This is a genomic window from Cryobacterium sp. PH29-G1 (assembly GCF_030063365.1).
Taxonomy (GTDB): Bacteria; Actinomycetota; Actinomycetes; order Actinomycetales; family Microbacteriaceae; genus Cryobacterium.
Genome location: NZ_JASISY010000004.1, coordinates 194,690 through 212,726 on the forward strand (window position 1 = coordinate 194,690; position 18,037 = coordinate 212,726).

Sequence of the window (18,037 nt, forward strand, 5' to 3'; positions counted from 1 at the left end):
TGGCGTGGCCAGAATTCTAATCGTCGAAGACAATCCCATTAATATGAAGCTCGCCACCCTGCTCGTGCATCTGGCCGGGCATGCAACCTTGGGCGCTGTCGATGCCGAGAGCGGGCTGCTCCTCGCTCGGGTCGAACTGCCCGACCTGATTCTGATGGACGTGCAGCTGCCGGGGATGGACGGTTTCGTTGCCACGGCGGAGTTGAAGAACGACCCGGTCACCGCCGATATTCCCGTGATCGCCCTGACCGCGATGGCGCTCGCTCGTGATCAGGCCCGGGCGCAGGAGGCCGGCTGCGACGCCTATATCACCAAGCCGTTGCGCTATCAGGAGCTGCAGGATGCGATCGATTGGCTCATTGCCCCGGGACACCGCTGAAATCGCCTCGGACGAAGCCGGTGCGCCGCCGGGTGGCAGCGCCTCGGCCATTCGAACGGCCGGTGCGCCGCCGGTCCGTTCTACAATCCCGGAATGGTCAGCGTGTACCGCAGCAACTCGATGGCTCGAGCCCGTGACACGGCCGGGGTGAGCGACGTGGCACCGTCAATCATCCGCTCGGACCGGGGCGTTTCCTCCGGCCCGGAAATTCCTTGCAGGGCCAGAAAATGCACGACTCCGAGCATGGCGTGCGTGATCAGCTCGGCCTGGCCGTGCCGAAAAGCCCGGTCTGCCTCGCTCGCACCGGGCACGGTCGCGGTGGGCCCGGTGTCTGTGCCGGTCGCATCGGTGCGTGGTGTGGAGCTCCGCTCGAGTCGCAAGAAGACCAGCTCGATGATCTCGGCGGTGACTCGGGTCATCCGCTCCATTTGCTCCCGCATCAGCTGGGGATGCAACCCGCAAATGCGCATGCGGTCGGCGAAGAGCTGCTCATCGAGGCCGGCACGGGGGCCGATCGCGCTCATCAGGGCGAGCAGGTCGGGCAGTACATCGTTGCCGGGAGCAGCGATGAAGGCCCGGGCTCGGCCTTCATCGATCGTCGGCGGTTCGACACCGATGATGGCGGCTTGCTTCGTTTTGAAGTAGTTGAAAAAGGTGCGCTGGGAAATTCCGCTCTTGCTGCAGATCATATCCACGGTGACCTGGTCGAAACCGTGCTCCAAAACAAGGCTGACGGCACTTTGTTCAATGCGGAGGCTGGTCGAGTGATGCTTGTCTTCACGCGATTGTGGTCGCCCGGGCGCTCGTGCGGCGGTCGGTGGTGGGGCCGGCGCCGTCGTGCCCGGCAGCGGGGTCTCGGTCATGCCGCGTCCTGAATCATCGCTGGGCTACTCGTACCGCAGCGACTCGATCGGGTTCTGCTTGGCCGCGCGCTGGGCAGGCAGGGTGCCGGAGAGGAACGCGATCAGCATGACCAGACCGATGACGAAGGCCACCGACGCCGGCTCGAACAGGAGAATGTTCAAACCGGGCAGGCCGGAAAGCAGACCCTGCGCCAGCACGGCGCTCAGAGCGGAGCCGAGCCCGATGGCCACAGCGGCCCCGATGGCACTACCGAGGAAACCGATCACGATGGCTTCCAAACTGAACAATGTGTATACCTTGCCGCCGCTCATACCCATCGCCTTCATCAAACCGATCTCGCGGGTACGCTCCTGCACGCTCATCAGCAGCGTGTTAATGATGCCGAAGGCGGCTGCGATCAGGGCGATCACGGCGAAGGCGTTGAGTACGCCGACAATGCCGTTGATCACGGTCTGCACGGCGCCGAGCTGATCTTCGATGGTGCTCGCGGAGTAGCCCTGGGTCGCGAGATCCGCCTTGAGAGCGGTGATGGCATCCGCTGACAGCGCGGTGTCGAAGTGGGCGACGGCCACTCCGTAGCTGGTGACCGCGGTGGTGATCCCGCCGGACTGGGCGTCGGCCAGCTCAGCGATCAGAGCGTCGTTGGCTCCGGCACCGCTGGCCAGCAGGCTCTCCAGCGAGACACCCACGACGGTGGCGTCCACGGTGTGCGCCGCGCCGAGAATATCGGTGATGCCGATCGAAACGGATGCGCCCACAGCGTCGGCCGCCGACGAGAACCCGAGGGGGGTGACATAGGTGTCGGGCAACACGAGCTGCGCCTGCGTCGCGCTGCCATCGAGCTGCGCGCCAGCCGTGAGATCGGCCGTGGTGACCGCCGAGGTGGCATTGATGCTGAACTCGTATGCGGTGCCGGAATCGTATTCGATGTAGTCGGGCAGTACGGAACGGATCGGATCAACCGAGACGATGCCGGCGGTGTCGCCGATCGTCGTCAAATCGGCCTCCGTGAGGGCCTTGGTCGTGGTGCCGGGAGGTCCCTGTTGGCTCGAGACCGATGCTGAACCGTTCGGGTCGTACTTGACCGGACCGTCACCGGCTGCGGTCTCGTCGCTGGCCTGGGTGACGATGAACACGTCGGGGGAGCCGAGCGCGCCCACCTGGGCGTCGACATACTGGCTGACGCCCGCACCGACGGCGTTGGTGAGGGTCAGCGTGAACGCTCCAACGAAAATGGCCAGCACGGTCAGGGTCGTGCGGAGCTTGCTGCGGAACGTGTTGGAGATCGCGGTGGCGACGAGGTCTTTGGTTCTCATGCTGCGCCTCCGGCGGGGATCAGTGCGTGGGCGCCGGTGGCGTGCGTCTGGGTGGTGTTGGACACGACGAGTCCGTCGCGAATATAGATCTGGCGGTCACAGCGCGCGGCCAATTCCTCGTCGTGCGTGACGATGACGAGCGTGATGCCCTGGCTGCGATTGAGCTCGAACAGAATGTCTTCGACGACCGTTCCGGTGGCGGTATCGAGGTTTCCGGTCGGTTCGTCGGCGAAAATCACTCGCGGCGCGTTCACCAGGGCGCGACCGATTACGACGCGCTGCTTCTGGCCACCGGAGAGGGTCGTGGCCTTATTGCCGGCCTTGTCGGCCAGCTCGAGCTGTTCGAGAACTTCCATACCGCGGCGACGGCGCTCCTTGCCGCCCATGCCGGCGATTTTCAACGGCAGAATGACGTTGTCGAGCACACTCACGTTGGGCGTGAGAAAGAACTGCTGAAAGACGAAGCCGAACTCCTTGTTGCGCAATTCATTGACAGCGCGCTTGGACAGCGACTTGGCGTCGCGGCCGGCGACCTGCAGCGTTCCCTGATCGGGCTCGTCGAGCAGGGCGAGCAGATGCATGAGGGTGGATTTACCCGATCCGCTCTTGCCGATGATGGCCACGGTCTCACCCGGAGCAATCTGCACGGACACGCCCTTCAGCGCGTCGAAACGACTCGCACCCGACCCGTAGGATTTCTCCAGGCCTTGCGCATCAATTACCCACTCGGAGTCCATCGTTCTTCCCTCGGCTCTGTGTGACCCCGCGGGCCACAAATGCAGTAACTGCACTATAAGTTGCAGTGGCTGCAAAAGTGCTGAGGGTCGGTCGTTTCCGAGCGGATGCCGGGGCGCGAGTCGGTCTACAAATCGAGGCTCTCGCCGGGTTCGAGCGGGAAGAACTCCCCACCGCCATGTTGTGTCACATCGCGAATTCGGGCGTTGGACAGGTCTTTTCCGGCACGAGAGAGCAGCATCTCGTGGGTCGGAAAGCTTCGTTTCGGCTGCACGGCCAGAACAAAATCCATCGCCTCACTGATTTTCATCCACGGTGCCGCGGCAGGAACGGCGAGCGTGCCCACCTCCACGCCTTCCGGAACGGTGAAAGCGTCGCCCGCGTAGTACAACTCGTCGTTGACGAGCACCCCAACGTTATCGATGACCGGGATCGATTCGTGGATGATCGCGTGCGTGGCGCCGAAGAAGCGCAGGGTGAACGGTGCAACCTCAACGGTGTCCCCGGCCGCCACGGTGGTGACCGCAACGTCACCGAGGTCTGAAGCGGCGATGGCCCGCGCCACGCCGGCCGGGGCGAAAATACGCAGGTCCGGGTTCATCTCGACGATGCGGCCCAGCTGTTCCGGCGTCCAGTGGTCGGGGTGTTCGTGGGTGATGACAACGGCGACGGCACCGGCCGTGCCAGTGAGTGCCGTCGTGAATGATCCCGGGTCGATGTAGAGCTTCTTGCCCGAAATTTCAAGAATCACGGCGGCATGCTCCAGCTTGGTCAATTTCATGCCCTGAGCTAACCCCGAATCGGGTCGTGGCGCAACAGCATCCGCTTTCGAAAATTCGGATTCGGCACAGGCTGGGGCGCAGCACCGGCCGCTGCGACGCGCCGGGTGCGCTCAGTTTGGAAGAGCGCTCGTTGGTGTGGCATACTCGGTAAGTTGCGAAAACGGCCCCATCGTTTAGCGGCCTAGGACATCGCCCTCTCACGGCGGTAACGCGGGTTCGAATCCCGCTGGGGTCACAACTGCCCGGTTCTCTTCTCTTAGGAAGAGTGCCGGGCCTTCTTTGTTAAGCTCGTCGTGCGGTGGCGTGCCGCGTGTATAGGCTCATAGGCATGGCTACTGTCATTCTTGTGCGGCACGGTCGCACCACGGCCAATGCCAACGGCGTGTTGGCCGGACGCACCCTCGGAGTCAGCCTCGATCAGGTCGGGCGGGAGCAGGCTGCACGCACGGGGGAGAGGCTCGCCCCGGTGCCGCTGGTCGGAGTGGTATCGAGCCCCCTGGACCGGTGCCGGGAGACGTCGAGCCTGATTCTCGGGCAGCGACCGGGCGCACTGGTGACAACGGTAGACGAAGGCATCACGGAGTGCGATTACGGCCAGTGGCAGGGGCGATCTCTCAGCGAGCTCGCTCAGGAGGCGCTGTGGTCGGTGGTGCAGACGCAGCCGTCGGCCGCGGTCTTTCCCGACGGCGAGTCGCTGGCGACCATGCAGGCCCGCTCGGTCGCGGCCATTCGCCGCCGCGACGCGCACTTCGAGTCGGAATACGGGCCAGACGCCGTCTGGGTGGCGGTCAGCCACGGCGACATTATCAAGTCCATCCTGGCCGACGCGCTCGGCATGCACCTGGACCTGTTTCAGCGGATCACCGTGGGGCCCGCGTCGGTGTCGATTGTGCGCTATGGACCCAGCCGTCCGAGCGTCATTGCTACCAACACCGACTCCGGTGATCTCTCTTGGCTGCGGGCCGGGGCCGGCGGGGCAGATGCGCCGGTCGGAGGGGGCGCTGGTCCCCAGCCGCACCCACCGGCACAACCCTGGGCTTGAGCCGCGCCTAGTGCTCGAGCGCGGCGAGGCGCCAGAGCGAGGTGACTTCGGCGGCTCTGACGGAGTGCAGCGGATCGCCCGTGTCGTTGGCCCGCGCATGCACCGCGGGAGCCTCGAGGGAACCGATCACCCGCAAACCCGCGGCGTCGATCACGTTCAACAGGTCATCACGGGAGCGCAGGCCGACCAGCTCGGCGAAATCGGAGAGCACGAGCCAGACCTCACCATCGGGCTCGAGATGGTCGAGCACACCGGTCAGAAAGCCCTTGAGCATGCGCGAGCCGGGATCATAGACGGCCGTGTCGAGCAGGGAATGCGCTGTCGCCGGGATCCACGGCGGGTTGCACACGATGAGATCGGCGCGCCCAGCGGGAAACAGATCGGCCAGTTGCACCTCGACCCGATCAGTGAGGTTCAGGCGGGAAACCGTTTCTCGAGCGGATGCCACGGCGCGCGGTTCGATATCCGTCGCGACGACCCGGGGCACACCGCGGGTCGCCAGCACCGCTGCGAGCACCCCGGTGCCGGTGCCGATGTCAAACGCAACCCGGGGCCCAGCCAGCGGTGCGCTCGCTACGAGGTCGACGTATTCACTTCGCACCGGAAAGAACGTGCCGTAGTGCGGGTAGATCGAGGCGTGCAGCGCCGCAACGGGAATACCCTTCGTGCGCCACTGGTGGGCGCCGATCGTGCCGAGCACCTCGTGCAGCGACACAACGGATGCCTCGGTGATGCTGCCATAGGCATCGAACGTCGGGGCCTGCACGTCGGGTGCCCGGGGTAACCCGATGACGTTGCCGACCCGCAGCGGAACGAGGAGCAGACCAAGAATTCGTGCCCGGTGCGATCGGTTCTGCCGGTACCGGTAGAACAGCTCAGCGGTCGTGCGCTCGGTCCGATCCGGTCGCGGCCGCGTGCGGTGCTCCAGCGCGGTGAGAATCTGGCGGGCGTTCTGAAAGTCACCGTGCCAGAGCATCGCGACCCCCTGTGAGGCCAGCCGGTAGGCGGCATCCGCTGAGATGGTGTCATCAACGGTCACGACCCGTTGGGGAGCCGGTGCGCCGTTGGCCGATCGCCAGGTCGCGGAAGCGGGAACACCGTCTTCGGACCACACGATCTGTTCGGGGGAGATGTTGGGAGTAGTCATCGAACCCGGTGCATGGTCATAGCTTTCAACTATAGATTGCCGCGGATCGGGGCGCTCGTCGTCGCATTCTCGGTGCCGGGATCTCCGGCCGGGTGTGCGAGGGACGCAGGCACTGTTAGAATTTTTCAAGCGAAGGGGAGTATCCCTCTGGGCCCAATCGGGCTCTATGTCGCGATCGTCAATACGGGCCGCGCTGTCGGGGCCCCGGTCGCGGTGGCATCGACGGGCGCGGATTTGGCCATCACGGTGCGGGAGAGACTTTCGGGTTCTGTAACACCCGACTCCCGTTATTTGTGAAAGGCCCCCGTGGAACTCGCTCTCCCCCTTTGGTTCGAAGCCGGATCTTTGGTCGTTTTGACCCTCATTCTTGTCGCCGACCTGCTCATCGTTTATAAGCGCCCGCACGTTCCCAGCATGCGCGAAGCCAGCCTCTGGGTGGCCTTCTACGTGGGGCTTGCCCTGATCTTTGCCCTGCTCATGCTCGTGCTCGGCGACGCTGAACACGCCGGCCAGTTTCTCGCTGGTTGGCTCACCGAATACAGCCTGAGCATCGACAACCTGTTCGTCTTCGTGATCATCATGGCCCGGTTCTCCGTGCCCAGAAAATACCAGCAGGAAGTGCTGATGGTGGGAATCATCATCGCCCTCGTGCTGCGCGGAATTTTCATTCTGTTGGGCGCCCAGTTGATCGAAAGCTACAGCTGGATCTTCTACATCTTCGGGGCCTTCCTGTTCTACACCGCCGTCAAGCAGGCCTTCTCGTCGGAGGAAGAAACTGAAGACAAAGAAAACGGTGTTATCCGTTTGCTGCGGCGCCGCATTCGCATCTCGTCGGAATTCGACGGTTCCAAGGTGCGCACCCTGATCTCCGGCAAAAAGGTCTTCACCCCGATGCTGGTCGTGTTCATCGCGATCGGCACCACCGACCTGATCTTCGCCCTGGACTCGATTCCGGCGATCTTCGGAATCACCACGAGCCCGTTCATCGTTTTCACGGCCAACATCTTCGCCCTCATGGGGCTGCGGCAGTTGTACTTTCTGCTCGGTGGCCTGCTGGAACGCCTCGAGTACCTCAAGTACGGGATCGCGCTCATTCTCGCTTTCATCGGTGTGAAGCTCGTGCTGCACGCCCTGCACGAAAACGAAGTCTTCTTCATCAACGGCGGAAACGGTGTCGAGTGGGCGCCGGAGATCGGCACGTGGACCTCGCTCGCCGTGATCGTCGGTAGCATGTTCGTGGCCACCATCGCGAGTCTGATCAAGGCACGCCATGATGCCCGCAAGCGTGGGCACACCCTCGCCGAGGAGATTTCGGCTACCGCCGAGGAATGATTATTGCCGGCCGGACGTCGGCGAACGGGGGAACCTCATGACTCTGAACCAGGAGTGCACGATCGAGCTTTCGACCGCGACGACTCGCCTCCGAGTCAGCGCGCGCACCGATATCGGCAGCGTGCGCAAGATCAATGAGGACAGCATCCTGGCGCAGTCGCCGGTCTTTCTCGTTGCCGACGGCATGGGCGGCCACGCCCAGGGTGATGTCGCCAGCCAGACCGTATTGCGCGTGTTCGATGAGCACATTGCGCGCGACCTGCCGTCAACGCCGGAGCGCATCCTCGACGCCATCCACTCGTCCAACGACGCCGTGCGCGATCTCAGCGCCGAGGACGACTACGGCACCGCCGTGTCGGGCACGACCCTGGCCGGTATCGCCTTCGTCGACGCCGGCGACGATGTCGGCTACCACTGGATGGCCTTCAACGTTGGCGATTCGCGGGTGTACACGTGGACGGACGGCGTTCTGGAACAGCTGTCGGTCGACCATTCCGCCGTGCAGGAGATGGTCGACGCCGGCCTCATCTCGGCCGAAGACGCCGAGAAACACCCCGAGCGCAACGTCATCACCCGGGCGATCGGCGCCGATGAATTTGTCGATGCTGACGTCTGGCTGCTGCCGGCACTGGGCGAACAATCCTTTCTGATCTGCTCCGACGGGCTGACCAAAGAACTCGACGACGCCACGATCGCGCGCGTACTCGCCCGGGATATCAGCCTCGACCCCGCGCGGCGCAGTATCGCTGACATCCTCGTCGATGAAGCCATTGACCATGGCGGACGTGACAATGTGAGCGTTGTTTACGTTGAGTCGGCGTTCGACTGACTCTTCGCCAGTCGGGTGCGGGGCGAGGTGTTACCCTGAACCCATGGTGCCGAGCCGACTTCTTCTGTGCCGCGACGAGTCCCTGTCCTGAGGCCTCCCTCGTCGCGGAGTTCGGCGTGGCTGCCATCGATTCGTGAGGAAGACGCTCAAAATGACCAACGTAATACCCACTTCGCAAGTCAGCTCCGGAACCGGCCTGCGCACGCTCGCTGAGAAGGTCTGGGACAAGCATCTTGTCACCAAGGGTGAGGACGGCACGCCCGACCTCATCTACATCGACCTGCACCTGCTGCACGAGGTAACCAGCCCCCAGGCCTTTGACGGTCTGCGCCTGGCCAACCGACCGCTGCGTCGGCCGGATTTGACGATCGCGACCGAAGACCACAACACGCCGACGCTCGCCATTGACAAGCCCATTGTCGACCTGACCAGCCGCACCCAGATCGAGACCCTGCGTCGCAACTGCGCCGAATACGGTGTGCGGCTGCACTCGCTCGGTGACATCGAACAGGGCATCGTGCACGTCGTCGGCCCGCAGCTGGGCCTGACGCAGCCCGGCATCACCGTGGTGTGCGGCGATTCGCACACCTCCACCCACGGCGCCTTCGGTGCCATGGCGCTCGGTATCGGAACGAGCGAGGTGGAGCACGTCATGGCCACCCAGACGCTGCCGCTGAACCCGTTCAAGACGATGGCGATCACGGTCAACGGCGCGTTGCGAACCGGGGTCACCGCGAAAGACATCATCCTCGCCGTGATCGCCAAAATCGGCACCGGTGGGGGAGCGGGCTACGTACTCGAATACCGTGGTGAGGCCATTCGTGCCCTCTCCATGGAGGGTCGGATGACCATCTGCAACATGTCGATCGAAGCCGGCGCCCGTGCCGGTATGGTTGCCCCCGACCAAACCACGTACGACTACCTCGAAGGTCGTGCGCACGCTCCGCGCGGCGCCGACTGGGACGCTGCCGTCGCCTACTGGGAGACCCTGGCGACCGACGAGGGCGCCAGCTATGACGCCGAGGTGACTATCGACGCCAACGAGCTCGAACCGTTCGTCACCTGGGGCACCAACCCCGGCCAGGGCGTGTCCCTGAGCGGATCCGTTCCCAATCCCGCCGAAATCGTTGACGCCAACGAGCGCTCGGCGGCCGAGCGGGCACTGGAATACATGGACCTGGCAGCCGGCACCCCGATGAAGGAAATTCGGGTCGACACCGTCTTCCTCGGCTCCTGCACCAACAGTCGGGTCGAAGACCTGCGCGCGGCCGCCGAAGTTATCAAGGGAAAAACCAAGGCCGAAGGGCTGCGGATGATGGTGGTTCCGGGCTCGGCCCGGGTGCGGATCGAGGCCGAGGCCGAAGGCCTGGACAAGATTTTCCTCGATTTCGGAGCGGAGTGGCGTTTCGCCGGCTGTTCAATGTGCCTCGGCATGAACCCCGACCAGCTCGAACCGGGCGAACGCTGCGCCTCAACCAGCAACCGCAACTTTGAAGGCCGGCAGGGCAAGGGCGGGCGCACCCACCTCGTGTCGCCGCTCGTCGCGGCCGCCACGGCCATTCGCGGCACTCTCAGCAGCCCGTGGGACCTCGTTCAGGATGGAGACCAGTAGCATGCAGAAATTCACCACCGTCACCGGCATCGCGGTGCCGCTGCGCCGTTCCAACGTCGACACCGACCAGATCATCCCCGCCGTGCACCTCAAGCGCGTCACGCGCACCGGCTTTGAAGACGCCCTGTTCGCGGCCTGGCGCCTCGACCCCGACTTTGTCATCAATAAGAAGGAATACCAGGGCGGCCGCGTGCTCATCGCCGGCGCCGATTTCGGCATCGGCTCATCGCGTGAGCACGCAGTCTGGGCCCTGCGCGACTACGGCTTCGACGTGGTGCTCAGCCCGCGCTTTGGAGACATTTTTCGCGGCAACGCCGGCAAGCAGGGTCTGCTGGCCGGCCAGATCAGCGAAGCGGATGCCGAGACCCTGTGGAATCTGGTCGAGTCCGACCCGGGTCTCGAGCTAACTGTGGACCTGGTGAGTAAAACCGCGCGTGTCGGGGATCTGACCGTGAAATTCGCAATCGACGATTACACTAGATGGCGGCTGCTCGAAGGTCTCGATGACATTGGGCTGACGTTGCGTAATGAAGCGCGAATCAATGAATTCGAAGCGACTCGGGAGTCGTGGCTACCCCGCACCCTTCCCGCGCTGTCTCCGGAGTCACCCCCCACGCGTTAATTTGCACTAATTTGCACCAGGACAGGTATTTTGTGAGCACTCTCAGTGAAGCCCGCCGTGATCAAGAGGCGAAGAATTTGAACGACGCCCGGCAGCACGACGACGCGAACGAACGAGGGAGTGCCCAGAACCACGGGGCAGCTGTCGGCCTCACCGCCGACAAAATCACTATCCGTGGCGGTATCCCCCTGGTCGGCCGGATCGAGGTGAAGGGGGCGAAGAACCTCGTCACCAAGGCCATGGTCGCCGCATTGCTCGGTGAAACCCCCAGTGTGCTCAAGGACGTTCCGAACATCAGCGATGTTCGGATCGTTCGGGGCCTGCTCGAGGTGCACGGCGTCAAGGTGACCGAGGGCGATGAACCCGGCGACCTCATCCTTGACCCGGTCGATGTGGAGAGTGCGCACTTCGCCGCCATCGACGCCCACGCCGGTTCCTCGCGCATCCCGATCCTGTTCTGCGGGCCGTTGTTGCACCGACTGGGCGAGGCGTTCATCCCCGACCTGGGTGGCTGCCGCATCGGCGACCGGCCGATCGACTTTCACCTTGAGGTGCTGCGCAAGTTCGGCGCGGTCGTCGAGAAGCAGCCCAACGGCATCCGCATGTCGGCACCGAACGGCCTCAAGGGCGCCAAGCTGGAACTGCCCTACCCGAGCGTGGGAGCGACCGAGCAGGTGCTGCTGACCGCGGTGCGTGCCGACGGCATCACCGAGCTCAAGGGCGCGGCAATCGAGCCCGAGATCATGGATCTCATTAACATTCTGCAGAAAATGGGCGCCATCATCACGGTCGATACCGACCGGGTGATTCGCATTGAGGGTGTTGAACGCCTTCTGGGCTACAACCACCGCGCCCTGTTCGACCGCAACGAGGCCGCGAGCTGGGCCGCCGCCGCCCTGGCGACCGATGGCGATATTTTCGTCGGTGGGGCCCGTCAAGCCGAAATGATCACCTTTCTCAACGTCTTTCGTAAGGTCGGCGGCGCGTTTGATATCTGTGACGACGGCATCCGCTTCTATCACCCCGGTGGCGACCTCAAGCCTGTCATCATCGAAACGGATGTTCACCCCGGCTTCATGACGGACTGGCAGCAGCCGCTCGTGATCGCTCTGACCAAGGCGCACGGCACGTCCATCGTGCATGAAACCGTTTACGAACAGCGGTTCGGCTTCGTCGATGCGCTCGTCGAGATGGGTGCGACCATTCAGATTCACAAGGAATGCCTTGGCGGACACCCGTGCCGCTTCGGCCAGCGCAACTTCAACCACTCGGCCGTCATCACCGGGCCAACGCAATTGCGCGGGGCCGACATCGTTGTGCCCGACCTGCGCGGCGGCTTCAGCCACCTGATCGCAGCCCTGTCGGCCGACGGCACCTCCACGGTCAGCAACGTGGGAATCATCAGCCGAGGCTACGAGAACTTCATCGGTAAGCTGCGGCTTTTGGGGGCGGACTTCGATCTCGAAGGATAATAGGCGCGTGCCTGCAAATAACGACGTGCCCGTTGCTCCTGAACCATCCGCGCCACCGACCCGAATTCGCTCGGAGAAGAGCCGGCCGTCGATGTTCTGGATTCTCGCCGCGCTGGCCCTGCCGGTGATGAACCTCGCCGCTCGCTACGAGATCATCGACGCGCACAAGTTTCCGCGCAGCGGCGCCTTCGTCTTCGCACCGAACCACTACAGCGAAATCGATCCCGTGGTGATGGGCGTCGTGGCCTGGAAGCTGGGGCGGTTGCCTCGGTTCCTGGCGAAGGCATCCGTTTTCACAATTCCGGTCATCGGTGCAATCCTGCGTCGATCCGGCCAGATTCCGGTGCAGCGGGGCGGTTCGGTGCGCGGCAGCGAACCGGTTAAGGCCGCTCAACGCCTCGTCGAAAACGGTCAAATCGTGGTCGTCTACCCGGAGGGATCGCTCACCCGGGATCCCGAGCTGTGGCCGATGCGCGGCAAGACCGGAGCCGTACGCATCGCGCTGGAACAGGGCATCCCCATCGTTCCGGCCGCCCACTGGGGTACCCAGCATCTGATGGAACGTTATTCCAAGAAGATCCACATCTTTCCGCGCAAAACCATCACCGTGAAGATCGGCGACCCGATCGATCTGGCGCAGTTTCGGGGACGCAGCCTCGACACGGCCACGCTGAATGAGGCAACCGCCGTGGTCATGGTGGCCATCACGGCCTTGCTCGAAGACCTTCGCGGGGAGAAAGCCCCGGCCAAGCGGTGGAACCCGTCGGAGCACAACCAGGAAGAAACCGGTCGTTTTGAAGCCTAGAACCACCCACCAGCCCAAGGTGCAACCAGGCACCCGAGTCGCCGTTCTCGGGGCGGGCAGTTGGGGAACGACGTTCGCCAAGATTCTGGCGGATGGCGGTGCCGACGTTGTTCTGTGGGCCCGCCGCCCCGAACTGGCCCGGGAAATCTCCGAAGCGCGCCGCAACAGTGACTACCTGCCCGGCGTGAACCTGCCGGTCGGGCTGCGCGCCACGAGCCGGCTCGACCTGGCCCTGGCCGGCGCCGAAATGGTGTTCGTCTCGGTGCCCAGCCAGTCGCTGCGGGAAAACCTGAAACAGGTCGAACCGTATCTGGCCGAGAACGCGATCATTATCTCGCTTATGAAGGGCGTTGAACGCTCCACCGGTATGCGCATGAGCACGGTGATCGAAGAAGTGCTGCGCATCGACCCCGACCGCATCGCGGCTATCAGCGGGCCCAACCTCGCCCTCGAAATCGCCAAAGAGCAGCCCACCGGTGCCGTCGTGTCATCGGCGAGCCTGGAAACCGCACAGGCCGTGGCCAAACTGGCCACCAATCGCTATTTCCGTTCCTACATCAACACCGACGTGATCGGAACCGAGTTCGGCGGTGTGCTCAAGAACCTCATAGCGGTCGCCATTGGAATCGTCGACGGTGTTGGTTACGGCGAAAACACGAAGGCGTCCATCATCACCCGTGGTCTGGTCGAAATGACCGATTTCGCCGTCGCCTACGGCGCCCAGGCCGAGACGCTGGCCGGTCTGGCCGGCCTCGGCGACCTCATCGCCACGTGCCAGTCGCCGCTGTCGCGCAACAACACGGCCGGTCGGCTGCTCGGCCAGGGCTACAGCATCAATGATGTCGTCAAGCAGATGCAGCAGACCACCGAAGGCCTCGCTTCGGTGAAGCCCGTGCTCGAACTCGCCCGTGCCAAGGGGGTCGAAATGCCGATCGTTGAACAGGTGCGCCAGGTACTCGATGGCACCCTCGACCCCCGCGACATTGCGCCGCACCTCACAACTGACTCTGGCGAACCGCAGGGCGAAAGGACACTTGACGATGTTGGACAAGCTCACGGTGGTGCTTCTCTTTGGAGGGCGTTCCAGCGAACACTCGATCAGCTGCGCAACGGCGGGCGGGGTGCTGGCAGCACTCGACCCTGAGCGATACACGGTTATTCCGGTCGGGATCACCCGGGACGGCGCGTTCGTACTCGAAGACAATGACCCAGCCAAGTTTGCTCTCAACGCTTCGGCGTTGCCTGTCGTTGCTGATAACGGCACGCGGGTGCGCTGGCCGGAGAGTGCGTCGAGTCGGGAACTGACCGTTGTTGACACTGCGGGCGAACGTTCGCTCGGCCCCGTCGACCTTATATTCCCGATTTTGCATGGACCGTTCGGCGAGGACGGCACGGTGCAGGGAATGCTCGACTTGCTCGGCCTGCCCTACGTCGGGTCGGGAGTTCTCGCATCCGCTTTGGGCATGGACAAGCATTTCGCCAAGACGGTCTTTCAGCAGGCCGGCCTGCCGGTGGCGCCGTGGCGCTCCGTAACAGCGGATGACTGGGCACAGACGCCCGACGGCTCCTACGCGGCTCTCGAACAGCTTGGCCTGCCCGCCTTCGTGAAGCCGGCACGTGCCGGCTCAAGCGTTGGCGTCAGTCGGGTGTCGACGCCGGACCAGCTGGCCGAAGCGATGACGGTGGGGCTCGCCGAAGACACCAAGGTGCTGATCGAATCCGGGCTCATCGGCCGGGAACTTGAGATTGCCGTTCTGCAGGGTCGCCCGGGGGAGCCGACCCGAGCCTCCGTGGCCGGGGAGGTCATTGTGACCGGGCGTGAATTCTACGACTTCGCCGCCAAGTACCTCGATGCACCCGGTGTCGACCTGGTCTGCCCCGCCCCGCTGGCCGCCGACGAACTGGCCGAGGTGCAACGGCTTGCCATTGCCGCCTTCGAAGCGATCGGCGGTGCCGGACTGGCCCGCGTCGATTTCTTTTTCACCGCGGACGGTTGGGTCATCAACGAGATCAACACCATGCCGGGATTCACCAGCATCTCGATGTTTCCGAGCTGCTGGCTGGCGAGCGGTTACACCTACCCCGAGCTGATCGACGAGCTCATCGCGGTGGCCGTCGCGCACGCTCAGCACGGTTCCTGACGCGTCCGGGACGCCCCGGGCGAGCGCAACCTTACGGTGCGGTCGTGGCCCCGTCTGAGGGCAGCTGAACGTCTTCGGCGCCGAGGCAGGCACCGGTCGCCGGCACGTAGCCGACCGCGTTGGCGAGGTCGACGAGCGCGGTGGAACCGCTCACCGCTTCGGAGTCGATGACGACTTCAATCGCCGGGTCGCGGCCGTAGGTTGTGTAGCGGTAGGTCGGGGCCTCCGAGTCGTCCTCGATCCAGTCGATGCCGTTGATGCTCAGACACGGCAGCGTCGTCGGAGCCGGCACGGTAACACCGCAGAGCAGGAGCACCGCAGCCGGGTCGCCCCAGGCGCCGGTCGCCTGAGCATTCGTCTCCCGCGCGTCCTGGTCGGCGACGGTTGCCGGCAGGTGCACCGTGACGTCGGCGCAGGCCACGTTGGTGGCATCGGGAGCAGGGGTCAGCGGCACGGCCGAGGCGCAACCCGCCAGCAGCATCGACGTCGCGAGCACCGAAGCGACGGCGACAAAACGGAGCGGAGCGGAGCGCGTGAGCAGGAATGGGTGAGACATCGTATTCAGGCTACCGTTTCTTACATGACCACTGCTGCGGATGCCCCGCGTTCAGCCCCCCTGTCGCGTCCCGCCCCAGCGTCCGTGCCCGAAATCACCTGCGACGTCCCCCTCGCCGTTGAGACCCTCGCCGACCTCAGCGAGGGAGCCGTGCTCGGGCGAATCTTCCCCCGGCTGCCGGCCGCGGCGGCCGAACTCCTCGGCCCGGGCGACGATGCTGCGGTGATCCAAGCGCCCGACGGCCGATTCGTCGTGACGACCGACATGATGATTCAGGGGCCCGATTTTCGGCTCGCCTGGTCGACACCTCACGACCTCGGCTGGAAGGCCGCAGCGACCAATCTGTCAGACGTCGCCGCGATGGGCGCCCGACCCACCGCACTCGTCGTCGCGATCGCTGCTCCGCCGTCGACGCCGGTGTCGGTGCTGGAAGGTATCGCCGACGGACTGCGCGACTGCTGCGAGGCGCTCGCTCCCGGCTGCGGAGTGGTCGGGGGCGACCTGTCGGCCTCCGACGCGCTGACCCTCGCGGTGACGGCGTTTGGCGACCTGGAGGGACGAGCGCCCGTGCTGCGTTCGGGCGCTCGCCCCGGTGACACCGTGGCGCTGTCCGGGCGGCTGGGTGAGGCTGGAATCGGTCTGGAACTTCTCTTTCGGTTGGGGGTCGACGCCGACGGGGTGCCCGACGCTTCCCGCGCCGCCGCCCTCAAACTCACGCACCCAACCGAGATTGCCGCTCAGCTCACCCCCGTACCGCCGATCGCGAACGGGCCGATCGCCGCCCTGGCCGGCGCCACCGCGATGCTCGACGTGTCCGACGGGCTCGCCATTGACGCCGGACGCATCGCACGGGCCAGCGGCGTCGGAATCGACTTCGACTCCGGTTGCCTGGGCGAGCGCATTGAAGTTGCCCTCGGTGGTGGAGAAGACCACGGTCTGCTCGCCACCTTCCCCGCGGGCAGCGCTGTGCCGACCGGCTTCCGCCGCCTCGGCACGGTCGTGGCGGCATCCGCTTCGGTTCCGGCCGGAACGATCACCCTCGACGGTGCGCCGCATGATCAGGGCGGGTGGGACCCATACCGGGGTTGGGACGGCGCCGCCGGCTAGCTGTATCCGGCCATCAGGTTGGTGACACTCGCTGGAGCGGGGTGGTTCCAATGCCGGTGTGGATACGTTAGGTGTTGTAGGAGTTGAGCCACCGGACAAAGGCTTGGGTGCGTTCGGCGCTGCTGGTGAATACCTGCCGGTAGGCCCACTCGGCCTAGCGTGCGGTTGAAGCATTCGACCTTCCCGTTGGTCCACGGGCAGTGCGGTTTGATGAAGCGCTGCTGCGCACCGAGGGTCATCACGGCGTCTTTGACGGCTTGGGAGTTTCGGTAGGCAAAGGCGTTGTCGGAGAGGACGCGTTCAATCTTCGAGATGCCGCAGCTGGCGAAGAATGCGGCTGCGCGGAGGAGGACGCCGGCTGCGGTCGTCGATGATGGCGTGCACGTAGTCGTAGCCGACCCGAACGTGACCGGCGGTGTGGTTGGTGCGTGTCTGGCCGGGCCGGGCCCGCCAACCACCGCCTCGGGGATGCGACCAAGCTCCTGCACATCGAGGTGCACCATTTCGCAGGGGCGGGCGCGTTCATACCGCGTCGCCGTGGCGCGGGTGGCTCGAATCTTTTCGCCGGTCAGCGGGTCGCCTTCCCAGAGCGCCGGGACGTGATGCCGCGCCAGCACCCGGGAGACCGTGCGTGCGGGAACGCCGGTGTCTGCTGCGATAAGCGCTGGGACGGGAGTGGGCTACGGTGCCGGGTGCTCGGCGGGCGCGGCGTACCAGACAGTCGTGTCGCCGTAGTCTTTGCGGCGCTCGAGCGCGAGGCCGGCGCCCCACTGCGGCTCGGGCGAGCGCGAGCTGCGCTCCAACACCACAAGCGCGTCATCGGCCAGGAGCGGCGCGAGGGCGCTCAAATTGTGTCCGAGTTCAACCTCGCTCAGGTCATAGGGCGGGTCGATGAAGACAACGTCGAAGCCGTCTTTGGTCGCCGCCAGAAACGACTGCACCGCCTGCGACGACACGGCAATCTTCAACTCGGTACCCTTGGGCGCTGACCGCTGCACCGCCTCGCCGTTCTTACGGCACATGGCCGCAGCGCCGTAGCTGTTTTCGACCAGCGTCACCACCCGCGCGCCGCGACTGGCGGCCTCGAGGCCCAACGCACCCGATCCCGCGTAGAGGTCTAAAACGCGCATGCCGTGCAGCGCGTCCCGGGAATCGAGAGCCGAAAAAATAGCCTCCCGCACCCGGTCGCTGGTCGGCCGGGTGCCGGACTTCGGAACGGCCAGGGTCAAGGAGCCGGCAAACCCGGAAATAATTCGCGTCATAACCCTCCCGAGCCTAGCTGCCCTGTCGGAGGCT

At 64.7% G+C, this 18,037-nt stretch carries 18 protein-coding genes, 1 tRNA gene and 1 pseudogene; 12 read left to right on the forward strand and 8 right to left on the reverse strand.

Annotation, left to right across the window (positions count from 1 at the left end; genetic code table 11):
* The first annotated feature begins 4 nt into the window (after window positions 1-4).
* Window positions 5-379: a response regulator gene (locus QMK22_RS07425; protein ID WP_283496979.1), complete on the forward strand. Its 375-nt coding sequence runs from the start codon at window positions 5-7 to the stop codon at window positions 377-379.
* An 80-nt stretch (window positions 380-459) separates the two neighbouring features.
* Here the strand turns inward: QMK22_RS07425 and QMK22_RS07430 are convergent, their stop codons facing one another.
* The 4 genes from QMK22_RS07430 to QMK22_RS07445 all read right to left on the reverse strand — a co-directional run bounded on the left by QMK22_RS07430 (window position 460) and on the right by QMK22_RS07445 (window position 4,075).
* The gene (locus QMK22_RS07430) at window positions 460-1,242 is read right to left on the reverse strand and encodes a TetR/AcrR family transcriptional regulator (RefSeq protein WP_283496980.1); all 783 of its coding nucleotides are present in this window, start codon (window positions 1,240-1,242) and stop codon (window positions 460-462) included.
* A gap of 24 nt (window positions 1,243-1,266) precedes the next feature.
* Window positions 1,267-2,559 carry an ABC transporter permease gene (locus tag QMK22_RS07435; protein WP_283496981.1) on the reverse strand — a complete coding sequence of 431 codons (1,293 nt, stop codon included), beginning with the start codon at window positions 2,557-2,559 and terminating at the stop codon, window positions 1,267-1,269.
* Entirely contained in the window at window positions 2,556-3,296 is a 741-nt protein-coding gene (locus tag QMK22_RS07440) for an ABC transporter ATP-binding protein (RefSeq protein WP_283496982.1), read from the reverse strand. Before QMK22_RS07440 ends, QMK22_RS07435 begins: the two co-directional genes overlap by 4 nt.
* Before the next feature lie 125 nt (window positions 3,297-3,421).
* Window positions 3,422-4,075: an MBL fold metallo-hydrolase gene (locus QMK22_RS07445; protein ID WP_283496983.1), complete on the reverse strand. Its 654-nt coding sequence runs from the start codon at window positions 4,073-4,075 to the stop codon at window positions 3,422-3,424.
* 163 nt (window positions 4,076-4,238) lie between these two features.
* On the opposite strand from QMK22_RS07445, the gene QMK22_RS07450 reads away from it, so the two are divergent.
* Window positions 4,239-4,311: transfer RNA gene (locus tag QMK22_RS07450), tRNA-Glu, on the forward strand.
* Between the two features lie 93 nt (window positions 4,312-4,404).
* Window positions 4,405-5,118, forward strand: coding sequence for a histidine phosphatase family protein (locus tag QMK22_RS07455; protein WP_283496984.1), 714 nt, complete (start codon window positions 4,405-4,407; stop codon window positions 5,116-5,118).
* A gap of 7 nt (window positions 5,119-5,125) precedes the next feature.
* On the opposite strand, the gene QMK22_RS07460 is transcribed toward QMK22_RS07455, so the two are convergent.
* Window positions 5,126-6,265 (reverse strand): methyltransferase, encoded by a 1,140-nt coding sequence (locus QMK22_RS07460; RefSeq protein ID WP_283496985.1) that lies wholly within the window; start codon window positions 6,263-6,265, stop codon window positions 5,126-5,128.
* A gap of 306 nt (window positions 6,266-6,571) precedes the next feature.
* On the opposite strand from QMK22_RS07460, the gene QMK22_RS07465 reads away from it, so the two are divergent.
* From QMK22_RS07465 to QMK22_RS07500, 8 genes are all read left to right on the forward strand, one after another.
* On the forward strand, window positions 6,572-7,597 hold the full coding sequence (locus tag QMK22_RS07465) for a TerC/Alx family metal homeostasis membrane protein (protein WP_283496986.1): 1,026 nt from the start codon (window positions 6,572-6,574) through the stop codon (window positions 7,595-7,597).
* A gap of 37 nt (window positions 7,598-7,634) precedes the next feature.
* Window positions 7,635-8,426, forward strand: a complete 792-nt coding sequence (locus tag QMK22_RS07470) for a PP2C family protein-serine/threonine phosphatase (protein ID WP_283496987.1) — start codon at window positions 7,635-7,637, stop codon at window positions 8,424-8,426.
* 151 nt (window positions 8,427-8,577) lie between these two features.
* Window positions 8,578-10,038 carry a 3-isopropylmalate dehydratase large subunit gene (gene leuC, locus QMK22_RS07475; protein WP_283496988.1) on the forward strand — a complete coding sequence of 487 codons (1,461 nt, stop codon included), beginning with the start codon at window positions 8,578-8,580 and terminating at the stop codon, window positions 10,036-10,038.
* A gap of 1 nt (window position 10,039) precedes the next feature.
* Window positions 10,040-10,660, forward strand: coding sequence for a 3-isopropylmalate dehydratase small subunit (gene leuD, locus QMK22_RS07480; RefSeq protein ID WP_283496989.1), 621 nt, complete (start codon window positions 10,040-10,042; stop codon window positions 10,658-10,660).
* A gap of 164 nt (window positions 10,661-10,824) precedes the next feature.
* Complete coding sequence (gene murA / locus QMK22_RS07485) at window positions 10,825-12,132, forward strand: UDP-N-acetylglucosamine 1-carboxyvinyltransferase (protein ID WP_283497119.1); 1,308 nt, start codon at window positions 10,825-10,827, stop codon at window positions 12,130-12,132.
* A 91-nt stretch (window positions 12,133-12,223) separates the two neighbouring features.
* Entirely contained in the window at window positions 12,224-12,937 is a 714-nt protein-coding gene (locus QMK22_RS07490) for a lysophospholipid acyltransferase family protein (protein ID WP_283497120.1), read from the forward strand.
* Window positions 12,927-14,081 carry an NAD(P)H-dependent glycerol-3-phosphate dehydrogenase gene (locus QMK22_RS07495; protein ID WP_283496990.1) on the forward strand — a complete coding sequence of 385 codons (1,155 nt, stop codon included), beginning with the start codon at window positions 12,927-12,929 and terminating at the stop codon, window positions 14,079-14,081. Before QMK22_RS07490 ends, QMK22_RS07495 begins: the two co-directional genes overlap by 11 nt.
* A complete protein-coding gene (locus QMK22_RS07500; RefSeq protein WP_283496991.1) occupies window positions 13,978-15,078 on the forward strand; it encodes a D-alanine--D-alanine ligase family protein in 1,101 nt (366 codons plus the stop codon). The genes QMK22_RS07495 and QMK22_RS07500 overlap by 104 nt, the downstream gene beginning before the upstream one ends.
* 31 nt (window positions 15,079-15,109) lie before the next feature.
* On the opposite strand, the gene QMK22_RS07505 is transcribed toward QMK22_RS07500, so the two are convergent.
* Entirely contained in the window at window positions 15,110-15,634 is a 525-nt protein-coding gene (locus QMK22_RS07505; protein ID WP_283496992.1) for a DUF3515 family protein, read from the reverse strand.
* A 24-nt stretch (window positions 15,635-15,658) separates the two neighbouring features.
* Here QMK22_RS07505 and thiL point away from each other — a divergent pair, with 24 nt between their 5' ends.
* The gene (thiL, locus tag QMK22_RS07510; protein ID WP_283496993.1) at window positions 15,659-16,741 is read left to right on the forward strand and encodes a thiamine-phosphate kinase; all 1,083 of its coding nucleotides are present in this window, start codon (window positions 15,659-15,661) and stop codon (window positions 16,739-16,741) included.
* A 67-nt stretch (window positions 16,742-16,808) separates the two neighbouring features.
* Here thiL and QMK22_RS07515 read toward each other — a convergent pair.
* Together QMK22_RS07515 and rsmD are read right to left on the reverse strand one after the other, a co-directional pair.
* A pseudogene (locus tag QMK22_RS07515) lies at window positions 16,809-17,409 on the reverse strand (integrase core domain-containing protein); the annotation flags it as partial.
* Between the two features lie 12 nt (window positions 17,410-17,421).
* Window positions 17,422-18,003: a 16S rRNA (guanine(966)-N(2))-methyltransferase RsmD gene (rsmD, locus tag QMK22_RS07520; RefSeq protein ID WP_283496994.1), complete on the reverse strand. Its 582-nt coding sequence runs from the start codon at window positions 18,001-18,003 to the stop codon at window positions 17,422-17,424.
* Between the last annotated feature and the right edge of the window lie 34 nt (window positions 18,004-18,037).

Excerpts from the sequence above, each read along its gene's own strand:
- QMK22_RS07430 (WP_283496980.1), bottom strand. The coding sequence starts at position 1,242 with ATGACCGAGACCCCGCTGCCGGGCACGACGGCGCCGGCCCCACCACCG.
- QMK22_RS07435 (WP_283496981.1), bottom strand. The coding sequence starts at position 2,559 with ATGAGAACCAAAGACCTCGTCGCCACCGCGATCTCCAACACGTTCCGC.
- QMK22_RS07440 (WP_283496982.1), bottom strand. The coding sequence starts at position 3,296 with ATGGACTCCGAGTGGGTAATTGATGCGCAAGGCCTGGAGAAATCCTAC.
- QMK22_RS07445 (WP_283496983.1), bottom strand. The coding sequence starts at position 4,075 with ATGAAATTGACCAAGCTGGAGCATGCCGCCGTGATTCTTGAAATTTCG.
- QMK22_RS07455 (WP_283496984.1), top strand. The coding sequence starts at position 4,405 with ATGGCTACTGTCATTCTTGTGCGGCACGGTCGCACCACGGCCAATGCC.
- QMK22_RS07460 (WP_283496985.1), bottom strand. The coding sequence starts at position 6,265 with ATGACTACTCCCAACATCTCCCCCGAACAGATCGTGTGGTCCGAAGAC.
- QMK22_RS07470 (WP_283496987.1), top strand. The coding sequence starts at position 7,635 with ATGACTCTGAACCAGGAGTGCACGATCGAGCTTTCGACCGCGACGACT.
- leuC (WP_283496988.1), top strand. The coding sequence starts at position 8,578 with ATGACCAACGTAATACCCACTTCGCAAGTCAGCTCCGGAACCGGCCTG.
- leuD (WP_283496989.1), top strand. The coding sequence starts at position 10,040 with ATGCAGAAATTCACCACCGTCACCGGCATCGCGGTGCCGCTGCGCCGT.
- QMK22_RS07490 (WP_283497120.1), top strand. The coding sequence starts at position 12,224 with ATGTTCTGGATTCTCGCCGCGCTGGCCCTGCCGGTGATGAACCTCGCC.
- QMK22_RS07500 (WP_283496991.1), top strand. The coding sequence starts at position 13,978 with ATGTTGGACAAGCTCACGGTGGTGCTTCTCTTTGGAGGGCGTTCCAGC.
- QMK22_RS07505 (WP_283496992.1), bottom strand. The coding sequence starts at position 15,634 with ATGTCTCACCCATTCCTGCTCACGCGCTCCGCTCCGCTCCGTTTTGTC.
- thiL (WP_283496993.1), top strand. The coding sequence starts at position 15,659 with ATGACCACTGCTGCGGATGCCCCGCGTTCAGCCCCCCTGTCGCGTCCC.
- rsmD (WP_283496994.1), bottom strand. The coding sequence starts at position 18,003 with ATGACGCGAATTATTTCCGGGTTTGCCGGCTCCTTGACCCTGGCCGTT.